General features: G+C 60.9%; 19 protein-coding genes, 1 tRNA gene and 1 pseudogene. 14 read left to right on the forward strand and 7 right to left on the reverse strand.

Annotated elements, in window-relative coordinates:
* Positions 1-328 precede the first annotated feature (328 nt).
* A tRNA-Ser gene (locus WBR25_RS06580) sits at positions 329-418 on the forward strand.
* An 86-nt stretch (positions 419-504) separates the two neighbouring features.
* Here WBR25_RS06580 and WBR25_RS06585 read toward each other — a convergent pair.
* Together WBR25_RS06585 and WBR25_RS06590 are read right to left on the reverse strand one after the other, a co-directional pair.
* Positions 505-3639, reverse strand: a complete 3135-nt coding sequence (locus WBR25_RS06585) for a multidrug efflux RND transporter permease subunit (protein WP_479749594.1) — start codon at positions 3637-3639, stop codon at positions 505-507.
* A gap of 15 nt (positions 3640-3654) precedes the next feature.
* On the reverse strand, positions 3655-4812 hold the full coding sequence (locus tag WBR25_RS06590; RefSeq protein WP_479749595.1) for an efflux RND transporter periplasmic adaptor subunit: 1158 nt from the start codon (positions 4810-4812) through the stop codon (positions 3655-3657).
* Between the two features lie 157 nt (positions 4813-4969).
* On the opposite strand from WBR25_RS06590, the gene WBR25_RS06595 reads away from it, so the two are divergent.
* The 3 genes and pseudogenes from WBR25_RS06595 to WBR25_RS06605 all read left to right on the forward strand — a co-directional run bounded on the left by WBR25_RS06595 (position 4970) and on the right by WBR25_RS06605 (position 11088).
* A complete protein-coding gene (locus WBR25_RS06595; protein WP_040065122.1) occupies positions 4970-5698 on the forward strand; it encodes a response regulator in 729 nt (242 codons plus the stop codon).
* Positions 5695-6780, forward strand: a complete 1086-nt coding sequence (locus WBR25_RS06600) for an ATP-binding protein (protein ID WP_479749596.1) — start codon at positions 5695-5697, stop codon at positions 6778-6780. Before WBR25_RS06595 ends, WBR25_RS06600 begins: the two co-directional genes overlap by 4 nt.
* Before the next feature lie 433 nt (positions 6781-7213).
* Positions 7214-11088: pseudogene (locus tag WBR25_RS06605) on the forward strand (SNF2-related protein).
* A gap of 156 nt (positions 11089-11244) precedes the next feature.
* On the opposite strand, the gene WBR25_RS06610 reads toward WBR25_RS06605, so the two are convergent.
* On the reverse strand, positions 11245-12138 hold the full coding sequence (locus tag WBR25_RS06610) for a DNA replication terminus site-binding protein (protein WP_479749597.1): 894 nt from the start codon (positions 12136-12138) through the stop codon (positions 11245-11247).
* Positions 12139-12661: 523 nt separating this feature from the next.
* On the opposite strand from WBR25_RS06610, the gene WBR25_RS06615 reads away from it, so the two are divergent.
* Both WBR25_RS06615 and astE read left to right on the forward strand, forming a co-directional pair.
* Positions 12662-12871 carry a DUF1127 domain-containing protein gene (locus tag WBR25_RS06615; RefSeq protein WP_005337823.1) on the forward strand — a complete coding sequence of 70 codons (210 nt, stop codon included), beginning with the start codon at positions 12662-12664 and terminating at the stop codon, positions 12869-12871.
* Between the two features lie 294 nt (positions 12872-13165).
* Complete coding sequence (gene astE / locus WBR25_RS06620; protein WP_479749598.1) at positions 13166-14191, forward strand: succinylglutamate desuccinylase; 1026 nt, start codon at positions 13166-13168, stop codon at positions 14189-14191.
* 159 nt (positions 14192-14350) lie between these two features.
* Here the strand turns inward: astE and WBR25_RS06625 are convergent, their stop codons facing one another.
* A complete protein-coding gene (locus WBR25_RS06625; protein ID WP_479749599.1) occupies positions 14351-15904 on the reverse strand; it encodes a lytic transglycosylase in 1554 nt (517 codons plus the stop codon).
* A 70-nt stretch (positions 15905-15974) separates the two neighbouring features.
* The gene (gene gloB, locus WBR25_RS06630) at positions 15975-16739 is read right to left on the reverse strand and encodes a hydroxyacylglutathione hydrolase (protein ID WP_005337817.1); all 765 of its coding nucleotides are present in this window, start codon (positions 16737-16739) and stop codon (positions 15975-15977) included.
* A gap of 72 nt (positions 16740-16811) precedes the next feature.
* Between gloB and WBR25_RS06635 the strand changes: the two genes are divergently transcribed.
* Positions 16812-17534: a methyltransferase domain-containing protein gene (locus WBR25_RS06635; protein ID WP_033138893.1), complete on the forward strand. Its 723-nt coding sequence runs from the start codon at positions 16812-16814 to the stop codon at positions 17532-17534.
* Here WBR25_RS06635 and rnhA read toward each other — a convergent pair.
* Positions 17522-17986 (reverse strand): ribonuclease HI, encoded by a 465-nt coding sequence (gene rnhA / locus WBR25_RS06640; protein ID WP_005353268.1) that lies wholly within the window; start codon positions 17984-17986, stop codon positions 17522-17524. The genes WBR25_RS06635 and rnhA overlap by 13 nt on opposite strands.
* 79 nt (positions 17987-18065) lie before the next feature.
* Here rnhA and dnaQ point away from each other — a divergent pair, with 79 nt between their 5' ends.
* Entirely contained in the window at positions 18066-18800 is a 735-nt protein-coding gene (dnaQ, locus tag WBR25_RS06645; protein WP_047439188.1) for a DNA polymerase III subunit epsilon, read from the forward strand.
* On the forward strand, positions 18797-20062 hold the full coding sequence (locus WBR25_RS06650) for a TIGR03503 family protein (RefSeq protein WP_181223712.1): 1266 nt from the start codon (positions 18797-18799) through the stop codon (positions 20060-20062). The genes dnaQ and WBR25_RS06650 overlap by 4 nt, the downstream gene beginning before the upstream one ends.
* 93 nt (positions 20063-20155) lie before the next feature.
* On the opposite strand, the gene WBR25_RS06655 is transcribed toward WBR25_RS06650, so the two are convergent.
* Positions 20156-21673 carry an HD domain-containing phosphohydrolase gene (locus tag WBR25_RS06655; RefSeq protein WP_139741499.1) on the reverse strand — a complete coding sequence of 506 codons (1518 nt, stop codon included), beginning with the start codon at positions 21671-21673 and terminating at the stop codon, positions 20156-20158.
* A gap of 323 nt (positions 21674-21996) precedes the next feature.
* Between WBR25_RS06655 and WBR25_RS06660 the strand changes: the two genes are divergently transcribed.
* The 5 genes from WBR25_RS06660 to WBR25_RS06680 all read left to right on the forward strand — a co-directional run bounded on the left by WBR25_RS06660 (position 21997) and on the right by WBR25_RS06680 (position 26841).
* Positions 21997-22800 carry a siderophore-interacting protein gene (locus WBR25_RS06660; RefSeq protein WP_042055504.1) on the forward strand — a complete coding sequence of 268 codons (804 nt, stop codon included), beginning with the start codon at positions 21997-21999 and terminating at the stop codon, positions 22798-22800.
* A gap of 175 nt (positions 22801-22975) precedes the next feature.
* A complete protein-coding gene (locus WBR25_RS06665) occupies positions 22976-23992 on the forward strand; it encodes a FecCD family ABC transporter permease (RefSeq protein WP_021231225.1) in 1017 nt (338 codons plus the stop codon).
* A 7-nt stretch (positions 23993-23999) separates the two neighbouring features.
* Positions 24000-25037 (forward strand): FecCD family ABC transporter permease, encoded by a 1038-nt coding sequence (locus tag WBR25_RS06670; protein WP_362803167.1) that lies wholly within the window; start codon positions 24000-24002, stop codon positions 25035-25037.
* On the forward strand, positions 25037-25840 hold the full coding sequence (locus WBR25_RS06675; RefSeq protein WP_110302425.1) for an ABC transporter ATP-binding protein: 804 nt from the start codon (positions 25037-25039) through the stop codon (positions 25838-25840). The genes WBR25_RS06670 and WBR25_RS06675 overlap by 1 nt, the downstream gene beginning before the upstream one ends.
* 83 nt (positions 25841-25923) lie before the next feature.
* On the forward strand, positions 25924-26841 hold the full coding sequence (locus tag WBR25_RS06680; protein WP_021231222.1) for an ABC transporter substrate-binding protein: 918 nt from the start codon (positions 25924-25926) through the stop codon (positions 26839-26841).
* Positions 26842-26888 lie beyond the last annotated feature (47 nt).

Genomic DNA, 26888 nt, shown 5'->3' on the forward strand with positions numbered 1-26888 from the left:
TGTTCCTCAATCAGCCCATGATTACCAGCTTGCCGCGCACTCGCAATGATGTGGGGATACATAGGAAACCTGCGAAAATCGGCATCACCCATAAATTTGAGCGCCAAGCAGGAAAAAGAGACGCCTGATAGCAATGGGGCAATATCACGACGTGGATAATGGCCGGGTGTGCGAGCGGGTGGATACAGGGCCATACAAGAGTGGCCTCGCAACGCGAACAGCACGCGCCGCATTGTGAGCCTGCTCCCAGATAGCTAATTCAGCCATTTGATATCTAAGAAATTTTTATTGCATCCTCGGCCCTGCTTGGGTAAAAATCTCTCCCCACGGAGAGATGCCGGAGTGGCCGAACGGGATTGACTCGAAATCAATTGTGGCAGCAATGCCACCCAGGGTTCGAATCCCTGTCTCTCCGCCACATACCAAGCCCAACCTGTTTCGCAGGTTGGGCTTTTTCTTTTGGTGATGTGCTGAGGGACTATCTGGCCGCCTGTGTATCTGTGGTCATCGAGCCGGATTAATGCTGTTGGATGCTCGCCGTGCCTGCCAGGAGTGCAGGCGCTGCTGCGCCCCGATGATGAAGACAAAAAAGACCGGTACGAAGAAGATGGCCAGCAGGGTGCCGCTGATCATGCCGCCAAACACGCCGGTGCCGATGGCGTGCTGGGTCTCCGCGCTGGCGCCACTGGCGAGCATCAAGGGCACCACACCGAGGGTGAAGGCCAGCGAGGTCATCAGAATGGGGCGCAGGCGCAGGCGGGCAGCAGTGACAGCCGCATCAAGCAGTGAGCGCCCTTCGCTGTGCAACTGGCGCGCAAACTCCACGATGAGGATGGCATTTTTGGCCGACAGACCGATGATGGTGATCATGCCTACTTTAAAGAAGACGTCGTTGGGCATGCCGCGCAGCATCACGGCCGCGACGGCACCGAGCAGGCCCAGCGGCACCACCAGCATCACCGAGAGCGGGATCGACCAGCTTTCATAGAGTGCCGCCAGCACCAGGAAGACCACCAGCGCCGACAACAGCATCAGCAGGGGGGCCTGCTCGGCCGACTGGCGCTCTTGCAACGACTGTCCCGTCCAGGCCAATGCGAAGCCTGGCGGCAATTGCGCCGCCAGACGCTCCATCTCCGCCATCGCCGCTCCGCTGGAGATGCCGGGCGCTGCCCCCCCGGCAATACGCACGGCAGGGAAGCCATCGAAGCGCATCATCTGTTGCGGCGATTCGCGCCATTCCGGTGTCACCACCTCCCGCAAGGGGACCATGCCGCCGTTGGCATTGCGCACCCGCAGACCGAGCACGTCATCGAGCTGCATGCGCGCCGACGCGTCGGCCTGCAGAATGACCTGCTGCATGTGCCCGCCGTTGGGGAAGTCGTTGACGTAGAGCGACCCCATTGCGGCCGACAGGGTACTGCTTACGCTGGCGAACGAGAGTCCCATGGCTTCGGCCTTCTGTCGGTTGATCTCGAGGTGAATGCTCTCGCCGGGAGGCAGATTGTCGGGATACACATCACTGACTACCTGGCTTTTGGCGGCCAGTTCCAGCAGCTGTGCCTGAGCGGCCAGCAGCGCGGCATCTCCCCGGTTGGCTCTGTCTTGCAGGAACAGGGTGAAGCCGGAGGCTGTGCCCAGTTCGTCGATGGCGGGCGGCAGCAGGCTCATTACCGTGCCTTCAGGAATATTTGCCATGGCCGCTTGTGCCAGATCTGCCTCTTCGGCTGCCGTGGCACCATGACGCTGATCCCAATCTTTGAGCATGGTGAAGGCCATGGCGGCATTGGGGCCTGCGCCGGAGAAGCTGAAGCCCTGCACCACCAGGTTGGTGTCCAGCGCCTCGCGAGAGGCGACGTGAGCCTCGAAGGCCTTGACCACCTCAAGAGTACGCTCGCTGGTGGCGCCGGTTGGCAGCTGGATGGAGGTCATGAAGTAACCCTGATCCTCGTCCGGCAGGAAAGAGGAGGGCAGCTGGGCGGCGGCGATGGCTAGCACGGCGCAGAGGGCGGCAAAGGTTGCCATCATCCGTCCGCTGCGCCCGACCAGCCGGGTTACCCGCGCACCGTAGCCTGCCGTGAACCGCTCGAAACCCCGGTTGAAGGCACCGAAGAAGCCGCGTTTCTCATGATGATTCGGACTGACCGGACGCAGCAGGGTGGCGCAGAGCGCGGGCGTCAGGGTCAGGGCGAGGAAGGCCGAAATGAGGAGCGACACCGCCATCGACAGGGTGAACTGTTGGTAGATGACCCCCACCGAGCCGCTGCCAAACGCCATGGGGAGGAACACCGCCGTGAGCACCAGGGTGATGCCGATCACCGCCCCGGTGATCTCCTTCATGGCCTGCGAGGTCGCCTCCCGGGGCGACAGCCCCCGGGTGGCCATCAGGCGCTCGACGTTCTCCACCACCACGATGGCGTCGTCGACTATGATGCCGATGGCCAGCACCATGCCGAACATGGTGAGGGAGTTGATCGAAAAACCGGCCAGCAGCATCACCGCGAAGGTGCCAAGCAGAGCGATGGGGGCGACGATGGCCGGGATCAGGGTGTAGCGCAGGTTTTGCAGGAAGAGAAACATCACCAGAAACACCAGCACCATGGCTTCCAGCAGGGTGTGGATCACCTTTTCGATGGAGACCTTGACGAAGGGGGCCGAGTCAAACGGGATCGAATAGGCCATGCCCGCTGGCAGGGTAGGAGCGAGCTGGGCGAGACGGGTGAGCACCGCATCGGCGGTACGCACGGCGTTGGCGCCGGGGGAGAGCTGGATGGCGGCGCTGGTGGCGGCCACCCCGTTCTCCCGGTTGGAGAAGGCGTAGGATTGCGCCCCCAGTTCGACCCGGGCGACATCACCCAGCACCAGCTTGGCGCCATCGCCACCAGCTCGCAGCACGATGGCGGCGAATGCCTCGGGGGTCGTCAGTTGCCCTTGAACCGTGAGGGGAACCGTCAGGCGCTGGCCAGGCAGGGCGGGTTCGTCGCCGAGGCGCCCCGGTGCAATCTGGATGTTCTGCTGCTCGATGGCCTGCGCCACCTCGCTGATGGTCAGCCCGTAGGCGGCGAGTTTGGCCGGATCTACCCAGATGCGCATGGCCTGTTCGGCGCCAAACAGCTGCACTCGTCCCACCCCGTCGATGCGGCGCAGCTCCTGCACAATATTGCGTGCCATATAGTCGTTGAGGGCAACCTCATCGAAGCGGCCATCCGGTGAGGTCATGCCGACCATCATCAGAAAGCCGGATGAGGCGGACTCCACCTGCAGGCCGGTTTGCCGCACCGCTTGTGGCAAGCGAGGTTCGACCGCCTTGATGCGGTTTTGCACGTCCATCTGGGCCAGCTCCGGATCGGTGCCCGGCTTGAAGGTGGCAGTGATCTGCGCGCTGCCCGAGGCGTCCACAGAGGACTCGAAGTAGAGCAGGTTCTTCACTCCCGACAGCTCGCGCTCGATAAGGCTCACCACCGCATCGTTCAGGGTCTGCGGTGTGGCGCCCGGATAGGTGGCATAGAGGGTCACCGACACCGGCGCCACCGAGGGATAGCGGGAGATGGGGAGCTTGGGGATGGCAATGACCCCTGCCAGCACGATGAACAGGGCGATCACCCAGGCAAACACCGGGCGATGGATAAAAAACTGCGGCATGGATAACTCTCCGATTCAGCGAATGCCACCGTCAGCCGGTTGGCTGACAGCGGGTGGTTGCCAGGGGGAAGCTGTGACCTGAACCCCTGGGGTCAGACGGTCGATCCCTTCGATCACCACCTGTTGCCCGGCACTGAGCCCGGACGCGATGCGGTACTGGCTATTCACCAGTTCAGCGGTATTGACCGGAACCAGCTGTGCCTGCCCCTGGCCATCCACCACCCACACGCTGGTCTGACCCGAGGTGCGAACTACCGCCTGCTGGGGCACGGTCAGGGCGTTGGCATAGCGGGCACGGGGGATGCGCGCCTGCACATAGAGGCCGGGCAACAGCCGCCGCTCAGGGTTATCCACCAGCACCCGCAGCAGCACGTCGCCGGTTCCGGCATCGACCTCGATACCGGAGAAGAGGATGTGCCCCTGCATGCCCAGCGGTGTGCCATTGCTGCCGAGGATCTCCACCGCCAGTTCCGGTGCCGTTGAGCCAGCCTGCTGGCGCAGGGATTCCAGCACCGAGGCCGGTTGACGCACATCGACGTAGACCTGATCGATCTGCTGTATTCGGGCCATGGGTGTGGCATCGGTGGGGGACACCAGGGCCCCTTCACTCACCAGCGCCTGATCGATGCGCCCGGCGATGGGGGCCTCCACGCTGGCAAATTGCAGGTTCAGCTGGTGCCGGGCCAGAGTCGCCCTGGCCTGGGCTACATCGGCGGCCGCCTGATCCCGCTGGGAGATCGCATCGTCATAGGTCTGGCGGCTGATGGCGTCGGTGCGCAGCAGCGGCTGCAGGCGCTCAATCTGGATGCGGGCGCGGGCCAGCACGGCCTCGGCCCGTTGCAATGCGGCGGCGGCGCTGTCGACATCGGCCTTGAAGGGGGCCGGGTTTATCTGGAACAGCACTGTGCCTGAGCTGATCTCGGCGCCCTGCTCGAACAGGCGGCGCTGCACGATACCGCTGATCTGGGCGCGAATGTCGGCGCTGCGCAGTGCCGCCACCCGGGCGGGCAGATCCTCGCTGATGACCAGCTCCCGACCAGTCAATGTCAGCACCGACACCTGAGGAGGGGCGGGTGCCTCCTGCTCTTGCGGCGCGACATCGCACCCCGCCAACCCGAATGCGGCAATGACGGCGAGCAGGGCGCCCGCATACCGCTGTTTGACAAACATCATCCACTCACCTCGTTAAACCGTCTCTCCGGTGTGATGTGACCGGAGAGTGCATCGAGGGGCCATTATGGCGAGGGGCTATTGCGAATGATTCGAGGCTTTGTGGAGAATCCATGGAGGCGATGATAAAGTTCAACGCCACCTTTTTTCGAGTCCGACTATGTCCCATCTCAATGCTTCCGCCAGCCCGGCGGGCCAGTCACTGGTACTGATTGCAGAGGATGAAGCCGAGATCGCCGACATCCTCGCCGCTTACCTGCAACGTCATGGCTTGCGCTCCCTGCACGCCGCCGATGGCCGTGAAGCGCTGGCCATGCATCAGGCATTCAAACCCGATCTCCTGCTGCTGGATGTGCAGATGCCGCAACTGGATGGCTGGCAGGTGCTCAGCGAGATCCGGGCGCGCGGCGATACGCCGGTGATCATGTTGACCGCCCTCGATCAGGATCTCGACAAGCTGATGGGGCTGCGTATGGGGGCGGATGACTATGTGGTCAAACCCTTCAATCCGGCCGAAGTGGTGGCGCGAGTGCAGGCCGTGCTCAGGCGCACCCGGGCCGTAAAGCCTGCCACGGCGAACGTGCTGCGGGTCGGCCAGTTTCAGATCGATCTGGAGAGCCACGAGGCCAGCATTTTCCGCGATGACCAGCAGCAGGTGCTGGAGCTGACCCTGACCGAGTTCAAGTTGCTCGCCTCTTTGATGCGGGCGCCGAAACGGGTGTTCAGTCGCGCTGAACTGCTGACTCACTGCCTGCCGGAGGGGGATACCCAGGAGCGTACGGTGGATAGCCACATCAGCAAGTTGCGCAAAAAACTGGAGACACACGGCATTCAGGGGGTCCCCGCCAGTGTCTGGGGCGTTGGCTATCGCTTCGGGGGCGATGCATGAAATCGGCGCCCGGCCTTCGCAGGCAGATCATCCGCTCTCTGGGCTTGATGACGCTTGGTATCATCTCCCTCGCGGTGATCGGCACCTATGTGTTTTATGGCATCGCCGTGGCGCTTGTGCCGGGCAGCATCTCCGAGACCTGGGTGCCCTCCAGAGTCGAGATGATCTGGATCGGCTCCACCATTCTCATTGCATTGGGGATGGCGCTGTACGTGGCTGTTCGCCTCTCTCGCCGCATCCTGACTCCCCTCAACTCGGTGGCAACCAGCCTGCGCGAGGTGGCTGAGGGCAAACTCGATGCCCGCGTGCCGGAGGATGAGCAGGCGATCGGGGAGACGGCGCAACTGGTGCGCGACTTCAACGCCATGGCCGAGCGGCTGCAGAGCATGACCCGCGAGCGGGAGTTCTGGAATGCCGCCATCGCCCACGAATTGCGCACTCCGGTGACCATTTTGCGCGGCCGTTTGCAGGGGCTGGCCGAAGGGGTATTTCCTCCCAGCAGCGAACTCTTCGAGGGGTTGCTGCGTCAGGTGGAGGGGCTCAATCACCTGATCGAGGATTTGCGGGTATTGAGCCTCAACGACAGCGGTCATCTGGAGTTGCAGCGGGCCGAGGTCATGCTGGCCGACGAGCTTGCCGTGGTGCTTGAGGCGTTTGCCAGCCCTCTGGCGGCGAGCGGATTTGTGTTGCAGCGGGAGCTGGATAGCGAACTTCATGTCTGCTGCGATCTGTTTCGCATCCGTCAGGCTCTGATGGCGCTGTTGGAAAATGCCCAGAAGCACGCGCTGCCGGGCCTGCTCACCGTGCGGCTGTATCGCTCGGAGAGTGTGTGCGTCCTGAGTGTGGAAGATGAGGGGCCAGGCATCAGCGAGGAGATCGCCGCCTGTATCTTCGATGCGTTTCGTCGGGGAGATCCGTCACGCTCGCGCAAGAGCGGCGGGAGCGGACTCGGACTCGCCGTGGTCAAGGCGATTGCCGAGGCCCACGGTGGCAGCGCGGTTTGCCAAGCTACTGGGCGGGGAGGGAGCCGATTCGTGCTCTCCTGGCCCATCTCGGCCATGTCCGGTGGCCCTGAAACCTAGCCTGCGGGCGGCAGGTTCTGATGAAGCTATACAGCTGACAGCTGCCCGCACAGGGGCGTTCGACAAGCGACCGTTATAGGGTTTTCTACCGCTTGTGCCGGGTGAGCAGGAGGGGTGTGGACATGGCTCATTTGGCGCGAAATCATGGTTTTTTGCCGCTAAAAATTGAAACCGTTTTCAGAAATCCTTTTCAACTGTGATCCGCTTCAAAGCTTTTTCGGGCGCCAACCTCTAGCATTGGCTCCACGAATTAGGGGCTAGCGCTCCCGATTTTCCCGCTGTGGGAGGTAACCGGATGATCCGGCTATTTCCTTCGTTACTTTCGACGGTCATCATGGATGGCCGTTTTTTTTTGAGTTATTTCACGGTAAAGGGTCGAGCCGCTGGCGCTTTACCGTTAAAATTCCGCTTTTGCACTTGCCCGTGAGTCTTGATGTCTGCGTCCACCCTCTCTTCGGATAGTTATGCCCTGCTCGCCACCCTGCAATTGCAGCGCGTTGCCAGTACCCGTTTGCTGCAAGAACAACTGGCGATAGGCCATGCCCTGATCGATAAACTGACCCGACTGCAGGATGCGGGGCTGGTCAGATTGCGCGGGGAGCAGCAGTGGAGCCTGACCGCCGAGGGGACGCTGGCGCTGATCCTGGGGGTGCGTGCCGGTCTCTGCCCGGCGCCGGACTGGAGCCGGGTGCCCTCATTGACCGGGCAGGATCTCACCCATGCGGTGGTGCGCGAGCTCTGCCGCGGCAAGGCGGGGGTGATCCCCACCTATTTCTCGGCCAGCGATCTGCTGACCCTGCTCGATACCCCGGACGCTCACCAGTTGCTGGCGGGCTCCAGCCCCGCCTGGCAGCAAATGTTGCTGGAGCACTTCTCGCTGCAACTCTTGCTTGATGCCCCCTATGAAGAGCGCTGGCCGTTGGCCAATGCGCTGGTGCGCTGCGCCCCCGAGGTACAGGCCCGGGCCAAAGCGTTCGAGGCGGAGTGGCGCTGGCTCTGCGGGGATGGCGAGAGCACATCGCCAACCGGCGAGGACAAGGATGCCGCCCCCGGCTGGCCAGCTCTGCAGGCGCTGGCCCAGCAGAGCCAGAGCGGCCCGCTTGGCGAGCGACTGCTCACCGCGCTGGGCCAGTGGCAGGCAACCGATGAGGGTGAAGCTGGCCAGTGGCCCCGTTCATTCAGCGCCCTGCTCTGGCTTGGCTGGTTGCAGCAGGCCGATCCCGTCATCGCCAGCGAACAGCGCAAGAAGTGGCAGCGCAGTCTGACTGGCCAGTTCCCCCTGCTTGCCGATCTGCTCAGCCAGTGGGCGGGCGATCGCCACGGTCAGGCGGTTGGCCTGTTCGATACCCTGCAACTGCCGGTGGAGGAGCTCCACTGGGGCTATCTCTGGCTCGATCTCTGCGCGCTGGCCCGTCACGGTGCCCAGAGCCCGCAGGTGGCCATGTTGCACAAGTGGGATCTCTCCCATCTGCTCGATGCCGAGCCCCATCATCGCCTGATGGCCTTTTGTCAGGATCTGCTGCGCATCTTGTTGGGCGAGGTGGCCAAAGGGGCACCCCTGTGCCAACTGCGTGGTAGTGAGGAGAGTGCGCAAGAGGGCAGTGACGAGCAGGATGATGACGGGGACGAGGACAAAACCGCGGCCTCTGCCAGCTGGCTCAACTGGCTGCAGGGGCTGGGACGCTCCAGTGGCGTACGCAAGCCGCAGGAGCGGTTGGTGTGGCTGCTCCATGCCGATGGTCCCGAGCTGGAGTGCAAGATCCAGAAGCTGAGTACCAAGGGGGAGTGGACCGCCGGTCGCCGGGTCGATCCGGCCCTGCTCTCCACCCAGTATGCCGCCATGCTCGACGAGCACGACTGGGCACTGGTTCGCACCCTGCCGCGGGTGATGGGACGACTGCCGCGGGATGTCTGGGCGCCGCTGGCCGATCACCCCCGTTTGTTCAACGCCAAGGGGCAAAAGCTGCAACTGGCCATCAGCGCCCCCCTGTTGCAGGTGGTGGCCACCGAGCAGGGGATGAGCGCGCAGCTCTGCCCCGATGCGGCCGCTCGCGGGGCCCATATCATGCCGCTGGCGCAGGATCTGTGGCAGCTGATCCTCACCCCGCAGCCGCTGCTCGACCGCTTGCCAGCGCTCGAATCTATCCCGCTGCTGCCCGCCGAGGGGCTGGCCGAGCTGCAACGCACCCTGGACGCCATTCCCGAGCTGCCCTGGCACAGTCAGGTTGCGGGGCTTAGCGGCAACGCCGAACTGGCTCCCTGGCCGGGCATTCCTTCGGTGCAACTGGATTGGCAGGATGGTCAGCTGTCGGTCAAGCTGGTGACCCGCTTTGAGGATCTGCCGCCCCAGCCCCTTGGCAAGGGGGAGGCGATCGTGCGGCAGGGGATCAAGGCGTACCAATACTGGCAGCGGGATCTCGGGGCCGAGAAGCTGCAGGCCCAGTTGCTGCGCAATCAATTGCCCATCGGCCTGCCCGGCAGCGAATGGCTGCTGCAGGGGGAACAGGCGCTGGCGCTGGTCAATGCCCTGCCCGAGCTGGTGGACGCCGGTGTGGTCATTCACTGGCATCAGGACAGCGCCCGCCTCAAGAGCCTTGATGAAGCGGCCCTGAGCCTGCGTATCGAGCGGCGGCAGGACTGGTTCCAGGTCGAAGGGGCACTGGCGCTCGATGAGCACCAGATCCTCGACCTGCGCCTTATTCTGCGCCAGATGACCCCGGGGCAGCGCACCGTTCAGCTCGATGAGAAGACCAGCCTGATGCTGAGCGACAAGCTGGTGGAGCGGCTCACCATGCTGGGGGCCATGCTCGATGAAGAGCAGCGCATCAACAACAAGCTGGCCTATCCGCTCACTCGTCTGCTCTCTGTCATTACCACCGAAGGGGATGCGGCGTGGCAATCCCTGCAGCAGGAGTGGCAGCAGGAGGTCGATTGCCCGGACGAGCTGCTTACCTCCCTGCGGGACTATCAGAAAGAGGGGGTGCGCTGGATGGCGACCCTGGCCCATCACGGTTTTGGGGCCTGTCTGGCCGATGACATGGGTCTGGGCAAGACGCTGCAGGCGCTGATTGTGCTGCGGATGCGCCAGCACCTTGGCCCTGCCCTGGTAGTGGTGCCCAAGTCAGTGGTCACCAACTGGCAGGAGGAGGTGACTCGTTTCGCCCCCGAGCTGGATGTGGTGGTGTTCGAGAATCCTGCCGAGCGGGAGGGGATCATTCGCGAGGCCAAGGCCGGTCAGGTGATCCTCATCAACTACGGCATGCTCGGCAGCCTGGCGGAGGCGCTCAAGTCCCGCCGCTGGTCCAGCATGGTGCTCGATGAGGCGCAGCAGATCAAAAACGCCGGCACCCAGCGCGCCAAGCTGCTGTTCCAGCTCGACGGCGATTTTCGCCTCGCCCTCTCCGGCACCCCCATCGAAAACCATCTGGGAGAGTTGTGGAGCCTCTTTACCTTTATCAACCCGGGGCTGCTCGGCAGCCTTGGCGAGTTCAAGCGTCGCTTTGGCAAGGCGGTCAAGGATCCCCAGCACATGGCGCTGCTGCGGGCGGTGATCAGCCCCTTTATCCTGCGTCGTCTCAAGCAGCAGGTGTTGACCGAGCTGCCGGACAAGACCGAGATCATTCACCACATCAGCCTCTCCCCCGAAGAGCGCCAGCTCTACGAGGCGACCCGGCGGGAAGTGGTGCAGCAGGTGCAAAGCGCCGATGGTCGCGCCCTGATGCATGTGCTGAGTGGCCTGACCCGGCTGCGCCGTCTCTGCTGCTCGCCGGAGCTGGTGATGCCCGAGTGGTCGCAAACCAGCAGCAAGCTGGACGAGGCGATGACCTGCTGGAAGAGGCGATCGACGGCGGTCATCGGGTGCTGGTGTTCAGCCAGTTTGTCGATCTGCTGAGTCTGTTGCGGGCCCGCATCGAGCAGAAATCCTGGGATTATTGCTATCTGGATGGCGGCTGTTCTGCCAAGTCCCGTCAGGACTCCATCCTGCGTTTTCGTCATGAGGAGGTGCCGCTGTTCCTCATCAGCCTCAAGGCAGGGGGGACCGGCCTCAACCTCACCCAGGCCGATACCGTGCTGCACCTCGATCCCTGGTGGAACCCGGCGGTGGAAGATCAGGCGAGCGATCGGGCCCACCGCATGGGCCAGACCCAGCCGGTGACCGTGTACCGGCTGGTGTGCGAGCAGACGGTGGAGGAGAAGATCGTCGCTCTGCACGACGAGAAGCGGGCGCTGGCCGATGGCCTGCTGAGCGGCCAGTCCGAGGTGCGCGGGCTGGATGTGGAGAGCCTGCGGGCCCTGCTGATGGGCTGATTGGCGACGCCGCCTGACATACCGTCTATCTATACAGAAAAGGGGAGAACATCCAGAGATGTTCTCCCTTTTCTCGTTTGGGACGCAGATGCGGGATTCGTCGTTTATCGCGGCAAGGCGGCCCAGCTATCCCTGATCCAGCTATTCCTGATCCAGTCACCCCTGATAGAGATAGAGGTGCAGCCGCTCGATGATGGGTTCACCGCCAATCTTGCGATCTCGCCGAGCCTGTCGGCTCTTGGGGGGATAGTTGCCCAGATGGGTGACCGCGGGCGGGGTATCCGAGCAGAGCAGCAGAGGCAGGCTCGCCTTGATCTGCTGCTTGCGTGGGGTGCGCTCCAGCCAGAGCAGATTGATCATCGGGTGGGTCTTGACCGGGCGGCGGATCCGCAGCTCGGCATCGGCGGGCAGACGGCGAATGTCGTACACCTCCTGATCCACCATCTTGCTCCACTCCTCGTTGTTGGAGAGGGCCGGTATGTAGCGGCGGCTGCGCTCCAGCATCTCCAGCACCTGCTCGCGACTGAGGCGATTGATGGTCTGCTTGTCAGCCCAGGTAAAGCCGAGGGATTGCAGCTCCCCTGCCAACAGGGTCAGTTTGCGGTAGACCTGCAGGGTGATCACCCCGGGCAGGGCGGTATGTACCAGCTCGAACTTCTCGTCCCGTCCCCCCGCCTGCTGCACCAGCGCCTTGAAATCGAGCTTTTGCTGGTTGATTTGGTCGATCAGCGGTTGCAGCAAGGGGGCTGCGGCGGCAGGAAAGCGCAACCAGCCGGGCAGCCGATGAGTCGCCTTGGTGGAGCAGCCGGGGCGGGCGCTGTGATCCCGATAAGCGGCGAGGGTGGCCGCCAGCGCGGCTTCACCGTTGAGATAGCCCACCTCGATTTGCTCGATCGGGTCGTGCTCTTCCCCCTGTGCAACCGGGGGGAGAGGATAGACATGGGCCTCCTGCAGGTCGAGCTGGCCAAGCAGATCGGCCAGCTGGTTGAGAGAGGCTTCAATGGCGGCCATCTGTTGACGCAGGGCGGCGGTCGGGGTAAAGGTATCCATCGATGATCCTGTGGTTTCATCCGCCGCTGACGGCATAAACGATGGCGTCAGGGCAGGGGAATAAACTACTGTATAAATAACCATACCAGTATGCCGGTTGCACGCCAAGAGGGGCGTTTTCAGGTCCTCATCGAGGGAGCAGCGCGGGAGGAAAAGTAAGTTTGTTTTATGTTTCATGGTGTTAATTTAAGATCATCAAGAGATCGCTAAATTAACAATCGAATGTAATGACGGGGTTGCCACCCATAGCACGTCTGTTGGCGAGTGCATAGGCAATGCGGTAAATTGCATATGTAAGGTGGTGCCATGCAGCACAATATGCTACGGGCCGTTTATGGTCGAATAGTGACTTAATTATTCTTTATAAATCAAAGCATTAAAATTGTATCAGTCAATTTTTTACTATTAGTTTTCCTAATGTAACGTATCAAAATTCGTCAATTGAGTCGGCCCTGCTCCCTGACTAAGCTTTGCGCATCAAATAAAGCCCAGTGCGTAAACAAATATTCAGAGGAGCCACATCATGGCCAACATGACTTATACCGAAACCGGTTACCAGCATTCCAGCCAATTGAATCTGGTTGCTCGCGTTAAAATGACCGTTCTGACCTGGCTGGAGCGCAGCCGCAGCCGTCGCCAGCTATCCGAGCTGCCCGAGTACCTGCTCAAAGACATCGGCCTGAACGAAGCTGACCGTTATCAAGAGACCACCAAGCCGTTCTGGCGTGGTTGATCTACCGGGCATGGATGCCTTGTTTTTCTGCTGAGTCGTTTGCTGTTCTGCCCCTGTGGGGACCAGCCGCCAGGTCTGTCATTGTCTGTTTTATCTCCCCCCGTTTTCCCCCTGTTATTTGTTGATCCTTTTTCCTCTCCTCTTTATTCCACATCGCTACTGTCATTGCTGTCATCGTTAGATTGTTATCACACTTGTATCGTTAATGTTTGAATTTGTTTAAAAAACGATTTTAAGCCGCGATGCCTTGCGTATAATCCGGCCATAGTATTCCAGAGCGAGAGGGTGAGACGGATGATTCCCCAGCACGATTTTTTGGCCTTGACCCGCAGCCATGAGTGGCAGCTTGAGCCCTTTGAATTTGCCCTGTCCGATGGTGCGCGGGTCAGCGTCTGGGATACCGGCGTGCTCTGTCTGGAGCCTGCCAGTGGCGCGGGCGGCCAGCCGGGAGGGCGCAAGGATATCGTCCTCTCCTGCGGTATCCACGGCAACGAGACTGCCCCCATCGAGATTTGCAACCAGCTGCTGAGTCGTCTGCTCTCAGGCGAGCTGAGCGCCCGCCATCGGGTGCTGTTCCTGTTTGGCAATCCGGCGGCGATGAATCTGGGGCTGCGGGAGGTGGAGGAGAACATGAACCGGCTCTTCTCCGGTGCACACAGCAAGGGGGAGGGGCTGTGCAATCGGGAGCGGATCCGCGCCATGCGCCTCGAGCAGTATGTGAGCCGCTTCTTTGCCGATCCGGCTCGTCCCCGCTACCACTACGATCTGCACACCGCCATTCGCGGCTCGCGCCACGAGAAGTTTGCCGTCTACCCCTTCCCCCACGAGCGGCCTCACTGCCGCGAGCAGGTGCAGTTCCTCGGCGCCTGCGGGGTGCGTACTATTCTGCTCTCCGCCAGCCCGACCACGACCTTCAGTTACTACAGCTCACGCCAGCATGGTGCCCACGCCTTTACGGTGGAGTTGGGCAAGGTGCGCCCGTTTGGCGAGAACGATATGACCCGCTTTATCGAAACCCGCCAAGCGCTGCAGGAGCTGGTCACTCAGGATGAGGTGGCGCTGGAGCCGTGGCGGGCGGATGATTTCACCCTGTTTGCCATCGATCGGGTAATCACCAAAAAATCGGAGCAGTTTCGCTTTCTATTCGCCAGCGATGTCGACAACTTCACCGAATTCCCCCAAGGGTTCGTGCTGGCCGAGGATGGCGAGCTGCGCTACACGGTCGAGAAGCCGCGTGAGGCGGTGGTCTTCCCCAATGCCAACGTGGCGATCGGTCAGCGCACCGTGCTGATGGTGGTGCCGACAAGGCTCTGGGAATAGCGGTGATAGTTTTGCCTGCAGAGCGGTGATGCATCCGCAGGCGGCGCCAAGCCATTGTTTTAGTCGGTGGCTCAGACACCGCAGCGGTTAGCCGCAGTAATAAAAAACGGGGCCAGTCAGATGACTGGCCCCGTTTTTATCGGGTTCAAGCTGTGAGGCTTAGCTGTTGTTCTTCACAAACAGGGTCAGCTCCTGACCGGGCTTGAGGTAATCCCCTTTATCCAGCTGGTTCCAGCGCATCACATCGTTGATGGCCACCTGGAAGCGAGCCGCGATGGAGGAGATGGAGTCGCCACGGCGAACCTGATACACCATCGATTTGTCGCTCTTCTTCCCTTGCTTGGGATAGACCACCAGCTTCATGCCTGGCTTGAGCGCCGACTTGGCATTCAGACCGTTCCACTTGGCGAGCTCTTCGTGGGAGACGCCGTGTGCCTGGCTGATGCTCCACAGGTTGTCACCCGAGCGCACCTTGTAGCTGACTTTGGCCTTCTGGCTGCTGCCACGGCTTGCCAGCTGTTGCGGTTTGCTGGCGGAGCTGGCTTTGCTGCTGACCTGACCGTGGGTCGGGATCACCAGTTGCTGACCGCGACGCAGGTTGTTGCTGCGCAGATTGTTGGCCAGCTTCAGCTCGTTCACGCTGACGCCATGATTCTGGGCAATGCGCGACAGGGTATCGCCACTGGTGACCTGATAGGAGCGGGTACGAATACGCTCGCTCTTGGGCAGATCGGCCAGTGCCAGCTCCAGGGTATCGGCATACTCTACCGGTACCAGCAGGCGGTAAGGGCCACGGGGCGACATCACGCCACGGCTCAGGGCCGGATTGACCTCCTTGAGCTGTGACGTGCGCAGACCGGCCAGTTGGGCGGCCACATTCAGATCGATCTGGCTGCCGGTCTCCACCACTCGCAGCTTCGGCTCGTTGGCGAGCACCGGCAACTGGATATTGTACTTGTCCGCATTGCTGATCATGTCAGCCATGGCGAGGATCTTGGGTACATACATCCGGGTTTCGCGGGGCAGATCGAGCGACCAGTAGTCGGTCGGTTTGCCTGCGCGCTGGTTACGCTGGATGGCGTTGCGCACCCGTCCTTCCCCGGCATTGTAGGCGGCTAGCGTCTGCAGCCAGTCACCGTCAAAGAAGCGGTTCAGGTACTCCAGATAGTCGAGCGCCGCATTGGTGGAGGCCAGCACATCGCGCCGTCCGTCATACCAGTTGTCGTGGCGCAGACCGAAGTTTCTGCCTGTCGCTGGCACAAACTGCCACAGACCGACGGCATTGCTGCGGGATCGGGCATGGGGATCAAACATGCTCTCGATCATCGGGACAGTAATAAGCTCCATTGGCAGCTCACGCCGTTCAATCTCCTCTACCATCAGATAGAGGTAGGGTTCAGCCCGGCTGGCAATGGTCGCCAGATGCTTATCATTGCGCAACAGCCACTCACGTTGCTGGCGGATGCGCGGGTTGTCCGGAGTTTCCAGTTGCATATCATCGCTGATACGCACCCACAGATTGTCCGTATCTGCCATTTCGTCCAGCTGTTCATCGCCAAACAGGAAATGGGAAGAGTGTTTTTTATGCGCTTTTTTCTTGACCTGGGGGGACTTGATCGGCTCGATTGCCGTTAGCGCCCGGTCATCCTGATGGCTCAGGTTTTGGCAGCCGCTGAGCAACAGCGCTGCCAATAAGGCCGTTCGTACCTTCATCTCGTTCCGGTCATTTTTAGGAAAAACAGCTCGCATCATAAGGGGCAATGGCCCCCTGATCAAGGTTTGTTCAAAAAACGTCCTTCCACTGACGCAGGATGGTGAAGGTATCTACCGGATTTTCCACGCATTTTAGCCCATGCTTTTCAGCAGAAAATTTCACTGAATCCTGTTCGCAGCGCAGAAAAATGTTGAAAGTGCGTTCGTCACCCAGCCGGGTTGGCAGGCTTGGCAGCCCTTGTTGCCGTAGTTTGCTGATCAGCCCGATCTGGCGGCGGATCGCCGGGTTGTCCGGCTCGACCGCATAAGCAAAACGCAGGTTTGAGAGGGTGTACTCGTGGGCACAATAAATGAGTGTCTCATCGGGCAGGGCGGCGAGTCGTTGCAGCGAGTGGTACATCTGCTCCGGCGTCCCTTCAAACAGGCGGCCACAACCGGCCGAGAAGAGGGTATCGCCACAAAACAGCATGCCGTTGCCGTGGTAGGCGATGTGGCCGCGAGTGTGCCCGGGCACATGGATCACCTCGAGGGCGAGGCCGTGCCAGTTGATCTGATCGCCATCTTCCAGCCACTGACCGTGGTGATCCGGCATCGGGTCAAGTTTGGGGCCATAGAGCCGGGCGTGGGGGAAGTGGGCAAGCAGGTCGGTGACGCCCCCGACATGGTCGTGATGGTGATGGGTCAGCAGGATGGCATCGAGCACCAGCCCCAATGCCTCGAGCCGCTCCAGCACGGGTGCGGCATCGCCCGGATCGACCACCAGACAGTGATTTTCGTGGCGGATCAACCAGATGTAGTTGTCATTAAAGGCTGGAACTGTGATCACTGGATACATGAGTCTGCTTCTCTTTAGGGAGGGTATCTTATATAACAGGATGGCGTTCGAAACCCCGAGTTGAGCCCTATTATGCAGGTGGCACGTACCGAACAACAAATCGAGATCCCGACCAGCTGGTCTGCATTGCCTATGGGGGACTGGGTGGCGGCCGAGATCCAGGAGCGGCTCGACAACTGGTGTCCCAATCTGTTTGGGTATCATCTGCTGAAAATTGGCGCTCTGAGCGCCGAACTCTCCTGCAAACGCTCCTCCATTCGTCACCAGATCGGTGTCGCCCCCGGCGGGCGGCTGCTCGACATGTATGGCGATCCCCTCGATCTGCCGGTGCGGACCGGCAGCGTCGATGCCTGCCTGCTGGCCCACTGCCTCGATTTCTCTGCCGATCCTCATCAGGTGTTGCGCGAAGCCGAAAGGGTGCTGACCGACGATGGCTGGCTGATCATCAGTGGTTATAACCCCATGAGTCTGGTCGGGATCGGTCACTGTGTGCCGTTCTTGCGGCGCAGAATGCCCTGGTCGGCACGAATGTTCACCCCGGGGCGGGTGACGGACTGGCTGCATCTGCTGGGATGCGAGGTGATGTTCGACGAGCGCTTTGGTTATTCGTTTATGGGAAAACAGAGCTGGCACAGTTGGTGGCGGGAGAGTATCGGGCGGGATTATTGCAGGGCATTTGCATCGGTATATGTGATTGCGGCCCGTAAACGGCGCTTTCCACTGATCCCGGTGCGGCGGCGCTGGCAACTGCCAAAGTCCCTCGCCACACCGGGAATGGCCCGTCAGGGCTGGTAGCCGGTATCCTCGGCCAGATCCTTGCCGCAGGCGGCCTCTCTGGCCAGCTCGTCGCACCGTTCGTTCTCCGGGTGGCCGGAGTGACCCTTCACCCAGAGCCACTCAATCTGGTGGCGACCCACTTCCGCATCCAGCTCCTTCCAGAGATCGACGTTCTTGACCGGTTGCCGGTTGGCGGTCATCCACCCTTTCTTCTTCCAGCCGATGATCCACTGGGTGATCCCCTGGCGGACATACTGGCTGTCGGTGGTGAGGCGCACCTTGCACGGTTCGTTGAGGGTGCGCAGCCCCATGATGGCGGCCATCAGCTCCATCCGGTTATTGGTGGTCAACTTGAATCCGGCGGAAATCTCTTTGCGGTGCTTGCCGTAGACCATCACGGCCCCGTAACCACCCGGGCCCGGATTGCCGAGGCAGGAGCCGTCGGTATAGACATCAATCTGTTTTAACATGAGCAATCAATCTGTTTTAACATGAGGCTTGGGGTAAACTAGCGAGTAAGTAAAGCCGAAGTTTGACATAGATTGGATCATGAACACACCCCAACTGAATCGCCAGATCATTCTGGATACTGAAACCACAGGTATGAATACGGCGGGTGGCCCTGTCTATCTGGGGCACCGCATTATCGAAATCGGCTGTGTGGAGGTGATCAACCGCAAGCTGACCGGTAACCACTATCACGTCTATATCAAGCCTGATCGCCTGGTCGACCCGGAAGCGATCCAGGTGCACGGTATCACCGACGAGTTCCTGCGTGACAAACCGTCGTTCAGCCAGATTGCCGACGAATTCCTTGAGTTCATCCGCGGCGCCGAACTGATCGCTCACAACGCACCGTTTGACGTGAGCTTCATGGACTACGAGTTCAGCAAGCTCGGACTCAACTTCAAGACGGCGGATATCTGCACCATCACTGATACCCTGGCGATGGCGCGGGATCTCTTCCCCGGCAAGCGCAACAACCTGGATGTGCTGTGCGATCGTTACGGTATCGACAACTCCCACCGTACCCTGCACGGGGCTTTGCTCGATGCGGAGATCCTGGCAGACGTCTACCTGCTGATGACCGGCGGCCAGACCAAACTCAATCTGGCCACCGAGAGCAACGAAAACGAAAGCAATCAGGACACCAGTATTCGCCGGCTGGAGAGCAACCGACCCGCCCTCAAGGTGGTGCGTGCCAGTGCCGAGGTTCAGGCCCTGCACGAGGCGAGACTGGATCTGGTACAGAAGAAAGGAGGAAGTTGTCTGTGGCGGCAATGAGCAAGTGGTGTGCCGGTCTGCTGTTGTTGCTCTCGCTGGGGGCAACGGCGACCGAGGTATTTGCCCCTTCCGATATTCCGCTGCTGGATAACCGCTTTCGCATCGATTACGGCGTGAAGGAGATCACCTTCATCATCAAGCGCAAGCCGGGCACCCCGTCCGTGATCCTGGTTCGCCCCGATGGCAGCAAGCTTTACGTGGGCAAGGTCAAACCCGCAGATGTGGGTTGGCTGGCGCTGCCGGAGCATGATCTCATTACCCTGCGCAATCCCATGCCGGGCCCCTGGCAGGCGATTGGCGAGGTGGATCCCGACAACCGGGTGCGCATTCTCTCCGATATCCGGCTCGATATCGCCGCCCTGCCGATGCAGCTCTATCAGGGGGAGGTGGTCAAGCTCAAGGCGTGGTTGCTGATCAATGGTCAGCCGCCGAAAGATAAATACTATCTCTCTGACCTTGGCATGACCGTCAAGCTGCAATCGTTCAGCGATGCCGATAAGAAAGAGGTCGTGCTGGATCAAGTGCTTGGTCACTATCGCGATGATGGCAAGGGGCTAGATGAGGTACCGGGCGATGGCATCATGACGGCGGAAGTGACGCTGCAGGATATTCCCGGTGGCAAGTACCGCGCCATGTTCAGCACAGGCAATCAGGTGTTTGTCCGTGCCCGTTATCAGGATGTGCTGCTGTACCCCTATCCGTTCAGCTATAACTTGTCGCCGCCTTCGGATGAGCTGGGTGCCAAGCTCTCACTGCTAATCGACCGTGATGAGCTGGATCCCGCTTCCGTGGTGGTCAAGGGGAGTGTGACCAGCAATGTGGGCGGCCTATACGAGTTCAGCGAGACCGCCAGCGACCCCAAGCTTGATATCGATCTCTCCAACATCAAGGAGGTCGGTCAGCATGAGGTGAAAGCAACCCTCTATGGCACCACTCGCCTCGGCCGTGAGCTGAAAATCGAGTTGCCGGTGAAAACCTTCAATGTCTTCCCGCCACCGCCGCCTCCTGTAGAGGTGGTGTCGGCCGCTGCACCGGCCTCCAGTGCCGAGGCGACCCATGAAGCTCCGGTAGAGGAGGAAATGGGCTGGCTGATCTGGGCATTGGCGGGTGGTGGTGTGCTGCTGGCGGTATTGGGTGGGGTCGGGTTTGTGGTGATACAAAAACGGCGTGCCCTGAAGCGTGCTCTGGCCGCTGCTCAGGCCGAGAATCAGCAGGCCGGACAACCTGCCGCCAAGCTGGATCTCAATCTGCCAGAGCAGTAACCCTCGTACTGAAGTGGCGTGATGCCAGAGATAAAAAACCGCCCTGATAAGTAGGGCGTTTTTTTTGAGTTCATAAACAGAACAAGCTGGCTATCAGTGTTCGCCGATATAGACATCCTTGTTCTGCTCGCGGATCTCGAGGAACTTGTCCAGATTGGCCATCATCAGCTCGACCAGCTGGGGGTCGAAATGCTGCCCCTTCTCCTCTTCAATCAGGGCCAGCACCTTGTCCAGCGGCCACGCCTTCTTGTAGCAGCGATCCGAACCCAGGGCATCGAATACGTCAGCCAGCGCCACAATCCGCCCCTCCAGCGGAATATCCGTCCCTTTCAGACCACGGGGATAGCCACTGCCATTCCATTTCTCATGGTGATTGCCAGCGATGGTGGCACCAATCTGAAACAGCGCCAGATCGCTGCCGGAGAGCATATCCTGCCCGAGCTGGGCGTGGGTTTTCATGATCTCCCACTCCTCCGCTGTCAGCTTGCCCGGCTTGTGCAAGATGGCATCGGGAATTCCCACCTTGCCAATATCATGGAGCGGCGAGGCACGTTTCACCAGCTCGCTCTGCTCTTCGCTCATGCCCATCAGGTGGCAGAACTGTTCGGTATAAAGCGCGACTCGTTTGACGTGCAGTCCTGACTCTTTTGAACGGGTTTCGACCAGTTCGCCGATGCGATAGATGATCTCCCGCTGGTTGTCGGCGATCACCTCATTGAGCCGGATATTCTCCAGCGCCACTATGATGTTTTCGGTAAACAGGGTCAGCAAACTGGTATCGATCTGGCTGAGCTGGCGGGTGGTCTCGATGTGGAACAGCAGGTGGTGGCGAGGATTCTGGCAGTAGAGCACCATCTGGGTGGCGTTATAGACGTTGCTGCGCTTGCTCATAGCCTGGCGCAGGATCTCCGGCGCTTCTGTGAGGAGCATGGCGGGATGGCCGGGGAGCAGGGGCTCCAATACTTGATCCTTCACCTCATAGGCGTATTGCTTGACGTCGTATATCTGGGTTTCCCCCAGATGGAGCAGGGCGCTGAGCTGCTCCTGGGCGCCTTCGACAAACTGGCGCAAGGCCCGTTTCTCAAAGATCCCCTTGGAGGCTTCGATGACTTTTTCCAGCCCCTGACGGTTACTCTCCAGGGTGCGGATATCCCGATAGGATCGAAGGCTGGCCCGCAGCAGGGTGCGCAGCTTCTGGGAGGTGAGCTCGGTTTTATCCTTGTAGTCGTTGATGTCGTAGTTGGTGACCACGTCATCTTCCGGCGCCTGGCCGGGTTGGCCGGTACGCAACACGATGCGTACCATCTTGTTTTGCAGATCTTCACGGACATATTTGACGACATCAAGGCCAGCGTGGTCGACCTCCATCACCACGTCCAGCAGCAACAGAGCAACGTCCGGGGTGGTGGCCAGCAACTCTTTGGCCTGTGCCGCGGAATAGGCATGCAGAAAATCGATGGGGCGATTGTCAAACTCGAATTTGTTCAAGGTGATTTTGGTGATGCGATGCACTTCAGGCTCATCGTCAACAATCATCACCTTCCAGCCCGCTTGCTGTGCGTCGGGGAGGGAGAGATCGTCATCATCAATAATCAGGATCTGGTCATCCATCATACAATCCTGTTTGGCATCCTGTGCTTACATTAACTGCTTCACTAAGGATAGGAAACTTATTGGGAAATAAAATTTGATCTCGAAAAACTATGGTCGAAATAAGCAAATGGAACCCTTTGTAACTGTGGCGTTGTCCGGCGGCTTTCTTTCCCAATCATGGAGCTAGCGTGCATAAAGCCTATGTCTGGATTGGGGTGTGGACGCCAGTGGTTGGGGATGTTTGAATCCAGCTTGTAGCTATTAGACGAGAGATATTCTTATTTGATAGTGATTCCTATTTGTGTGTAGCATGGGCGACACACTCAACGAGGAGCCCCATCGTGTCCCCATCTCTGCCTCCCAATCGTCCCCGTCTGCTGACTGTCAAAGCCATCACCCAGATCACCCCCCATTTGCGTCGCATCACCTTTGGTTGCAGCGAGTTGGCTGACTATCCCTTTACCTGCGGTGGGGCCCATATCAAGGTGATGCTGGCCCAGCCCCATCAGGTAGAGCCGGTGCTGCCTGCCATGACCCCGAGCGGCCCGCGCTGGAGTGACCCGGCTGACAAGCCGGTGATCCGCACCTACACCATCCGCGCGTTTCGCCGTGATGAGCAGGAAATTGATATCGACTTCGTGCTGCACGGTGACGGCGGGCCCGCCAGCGCCTTTGCTACCCATGCCAAGCCGGGAGAGAAGGTGATCCTCTCCGGGCCGGGTGGTCCCAACCCCATGCTGCAACCGGCCGATCACTACTGTCTGGTAGGGGATCTCACCGCCTTGCCCGCCATCATGGCGATGTGTGAGGTGATGCCTGCCGATGCCAGAGGGGAAATTGCGATTCTGGTGCCGGATCAGGCCGATGCTCAGCCGTTGACACTACCGGTCGGGGTGCGCTGTCACTGGTTTGTCGGCGAGCCCGAGTCCAGCGGCCTGCTGGAGCATGTGATTGCTCTGCCGCTGGTGCGTGATGGTGGCTTCTTCTGGCTGGGTGGGGAAGAGGCGCTGGTGCTGCCGCTGCGCCGCCATTTTCGTTCCGTGCTCGAGGTGGATCGTCAGTCGCTCTACGCCGTGCCGTACTGGCGCCGGGGCAAGAGTGAAGAGGCCTATCACCAGACCCGTCACGATGTGATGGATAATTAAGCGGATGCGAAAGAATACCTGATTCATCCTTGCAAATAAAAATGATTTGCATTTAGTATTGCGCCGTCTGGGTATTCGTCCGGGCGGCGTTTTTATTTCCGTTGACACAAGAGTGCCCTGTTTTCACGTCGGTTTGGCTGCATGTTGTCAGACCCAACGCAAGGAGTCGTAAAGGGTGGTTAAGTACCAGACCCCTCTGTTCTGGCTGGCATTGTTCCTTCTCTGCACGCTGTTTTGCCTCTCGCTCGCCACTGGTGCGGGCGTCTATGGTGCCCGCGAAGTGCTCGGCTACCTGATGGGGGATGCCCGCTGGGCTGGCGACGAGAAGCTCGCCATGGTGCTCAATACCTTGCGACTGCCGCGCACCCTCTGTGCCATGGTGGTCGGCGCCTCGTTATCTCTGGCTGCCTCCTTGTTGCAGAGCGCGACCCGCAATCCGCTGGCGGAGCCCGGCCTGCTCGGAGTCAACGCCGGGGCCGTCTTTGCGCTGGTGGTGGGGCTCACCTGGTTCGGGGTGGAGTCCGCCTACGGCTATCTGCTCTGGGCCGGCCTCGGCGCGCTGCTCGGCAACGTGATTGTGCTGGGGCTAGGCATGATGATTGGCCGCTCCAACCCCCTCAAGCTGATTCTGGTCGGGGTGGCGCTCTCGGCCACCTTCGGCGGTCTCTCCAGCTTTTTGCTGCTCTCCAACAAGATGGTGCTGGAGCAGTACCGCTTCTGGAACCTCGGCTCCCTGTCGGCGGCCAATCTCGATGCCATCATTGCCGTACTGCCCTTCGTGCTGGCGGCGTTTGTCATCACCTTGCTGCTCTGTCGCCAGCTGACCCTGATGCAGATGGGGGACAGTCAGGCCCAGGCGCTCGGGATCCGCCCTAACCGGGTACGAATTGGCGTGCTGCTGGCCGCCACTCTGTTTACCGCCAGTGCCATCGCCATCGCCGGCCCCATCGGCTTTGTCGGCTTTCTGGCCGCCTACTGTGGCCGATTGGTGGAGCCGGTGAAGCTGTCGGTGCAGGTCTGTTTCTCCGCCCTGTTCGGCATGCTGTTTCTGCTGTTGGCCGACATTCTGGCGCGCTGGCTGATCCAGCCGTTCGAGCTGCCAAACGGCGTCATTCTGGCCCTGATCGGTGCGCCTGTGCTGATCGCCATCGTTCATCGCGGGGGCTTTCGTACCCTGCTGACCGTCAAGTGAGGGGCTGATGCGTACACCTACCGATATGCTCTGCCTGCGGGCCGGCAACCGCTCTTTGCTGATCCATCTGCCAAGCTGGCGCTGGCTGGCTCTGCTTGCCGTGGCGCTGCTGGCGCTGGCTCTGCTGGCCTTGAGTGTTGGCGGCGGCAAACTCGGCTTTGCCGGGGTGGTCAACACCCTGTTGGGGGAGGGGACGCGGCTTGAGCAGCTCACCCTGTTCAAGATCCGGCTGCCGCGCATCCTTGGGGTCGTGGTGGCGGGGGCGGCCATGGGGCTCTCCGGCTGCCTGGTGCAGACGCTGGTTCGCAACCGGCTGGCCACACCCGACATGGTGGGGGTCAACAACGGCGCCTCTCTGGCCATCATCGTCTTCTCCCTCTACCTGACGGTAGGCAGCTGGCCCTGGTGGGCGGCTCCCATCGGCGCCATCTTCGCGGCGCTGGTGCTTTATGCCCTCTGCCGTAAACCGGGTGAGCAGGGCTATCTGTTCGTGGTGATCGGCATCGGCCTCTCCGAATTGTTCGAGGCGCTCGGCCAGTTTGTGATGTCCACCCAGGCCCTACTGCACCTGAGCTCCCTCTATTTGTGGAATATGGGCAGCTTTATCGCCGTGGGTTACAGCACCATCACCCCGATTGCCATCCTGTTGCTGCTGCTCTGCCCGTGGATCGTCTATCTCTCCCGCTCGCTGGCGGTGCTGCGCTTTGGCCCCGAGATGGCCAGAGGACTTGGCGTCAACGGCGATCGGGTGCAACTGGGCATTCTAGCCCAGGCCATTCTGGTGGCGGCGCTCGGCACCGCCATCGGCGGGCCCGTGGTCTTTATCGCCATGGCGGCCCCCATTCTTGCCTCCTGGCTGGTAAAAGACCGGGTGGTGCCGCTCTGGCTGGCGGCGCTTAGCGGCGCCCTGCTGCTGCTTGCCAGCGATACCCTGGTCCGGGTGCTGGCCAGCCCCCACGAGGTGGCGACCGGTATCATGACCCGCATTCTCGGCGGCCTGTTGCTGCTGTTTCTTCTTGTTAACGATCGCCAGAGGGCTGACTGATGACGCTCACCGTAAATCGCCTCCATTTCGCCTATCAGCAGACCCCCATTTTGCGGGACATCTCTTTCAGCGTGCCGAGGGGCAAGCTGGTGGGGATCGTCGGCCCCAACGGCTGCGGCAAATCGACCCTGCTCAAGCTGCTATCCGGCCAGATGAAAGCCCAACGCGGCGAGATTCTGCTCAAAGGCAAGCCGCTTGCCAGCTACCCCATGAAGGGGTTGGCGCGGGAGCTCGCCTACCTGCCCCAGCGGCCAACCCTGCCTGCCGGCATTCTGGTGGAGCAGCTGGTGCAGTATGGCCGCCACCCCCATCAGGGCTGGTTCAATCAGTGGGGCGAGGAGGATGCCCGCATGGTGCGTATTGCCTGCGAGCGGATGCAGCTTGAAAGCATCTGGCAGCAGAGCGCCGCGTCCCTCTCCGGCGGGCAGGCGCAGCGGGCGTGGCTGGCGATGATCCTGGCCCAGGACAGCGACATGGTGCTGCTCGACGAGCCCACCAGTGCCCTCGATATCGGTCACCAGACCGAGGTGATGGAGGCGATCCATCGCATCACTGCGGAGGGCAAAACCGTGCTGCTGGTGATCCACGATCTGGCGATGGCGGCCCGCTACTGTGACGAGTTGATCGCCATCGGCGAGGGGACCATTGCCGCTATGGGCCCGGCCCGGGAGGTGGTGACCAAGGATCTAATCGACCGGCTCTACCAGACCAGTGTCGACATTTTGCATGCCCCCGGCGACGGGGCGCCCATTATCGTGCCCCGTCGCCACGAACATGGCCGCGCCCTACGTTCGGCGAGTTGAGTCATATGGGCCTGCTCTGTGGGCCCACCGAGTGTATCCTCGCGGCCGATTATCCGGGCCGTGCAACGAGAAGGAGTGAGATGATGAAGCGTTTTGCCGCCCTGGCAGCAGCCATCCTGATGCTGGCCGCGCCGCTGGTTCAGGCACAGGAGATGCGTGAAGTGACTGATGCGTTTGGCCAGAAGGTGCAGGTGCCAGTCCAGCCAACGCGGGTGGTGGTGCTGAGCGAGCTCGAACTCGACAGCACCCTGACCCTGGGGCTGACCCCTATCGGCGCCGTCAATGGCCGTGGTCAACCCACCTTGCCCCGCTATTTGCTGAACAAGGCGGGCATGGGTATCCAGGTGATCGGTGATCTCGACAGCCCCAATCTGGAGTCGCTGATTGCGCTGGAGCCCGACCTTATCCTTACCGGCCAGACCCGTCCCGAGCTGCTGACCTTGCTGGGGGAGATCGCGCCGACCGTGGTGACCAGCAAGTGGGGTGAGCCGTGGCAGGATAGCTTCCGCCGCACCGCCCACACCCTTAACCGCGACCAGCAAGGGGATACTTTTTTGCTGCAGTATGCCGAGCGGTTGACTCAGGCCCGCAGCAAGCTGGCCAAGCATCAGGGGGAGAGCATCAGCATAGTGCGCTGGAATCCCAAGGGGCCGAGCTTTATGTATCAGGGCACCTTTGCCAGCAGCGTAGTGGAGTCGATGGGGCTGGTACGCCCAAGCAAGCAGCAGGGCACTGGCGCACCCCACTCACCGGCGCTGAGTCTGGAGTCCCTCAATCTGCTGGATGCCGACTGGCTGGTGGTCGGCACCCTGAGCGCCACCGGTGATGCCGTGGATGCCATGCGTCAGGCGGAGCAGACCCCGGCGTTCCAGCAGCTGCCGGTGATCAAGGCCAAGCGCTTTGGCGCCGTGGACGGGTCGCTCTGGACCTCCAGCGGCGGCCCGCAGGCGGCCCTCAAGGTGATCGAGGATGTGGAGCAGTTGCTGGCAACCCGCAGCTGAGTGCTATCGCGCGCCAGAGGTTGACCACACGAACAGGTTGATCAAAA

This window comes from Aeromonas sp. MTB (assembly GCF_056632455.1).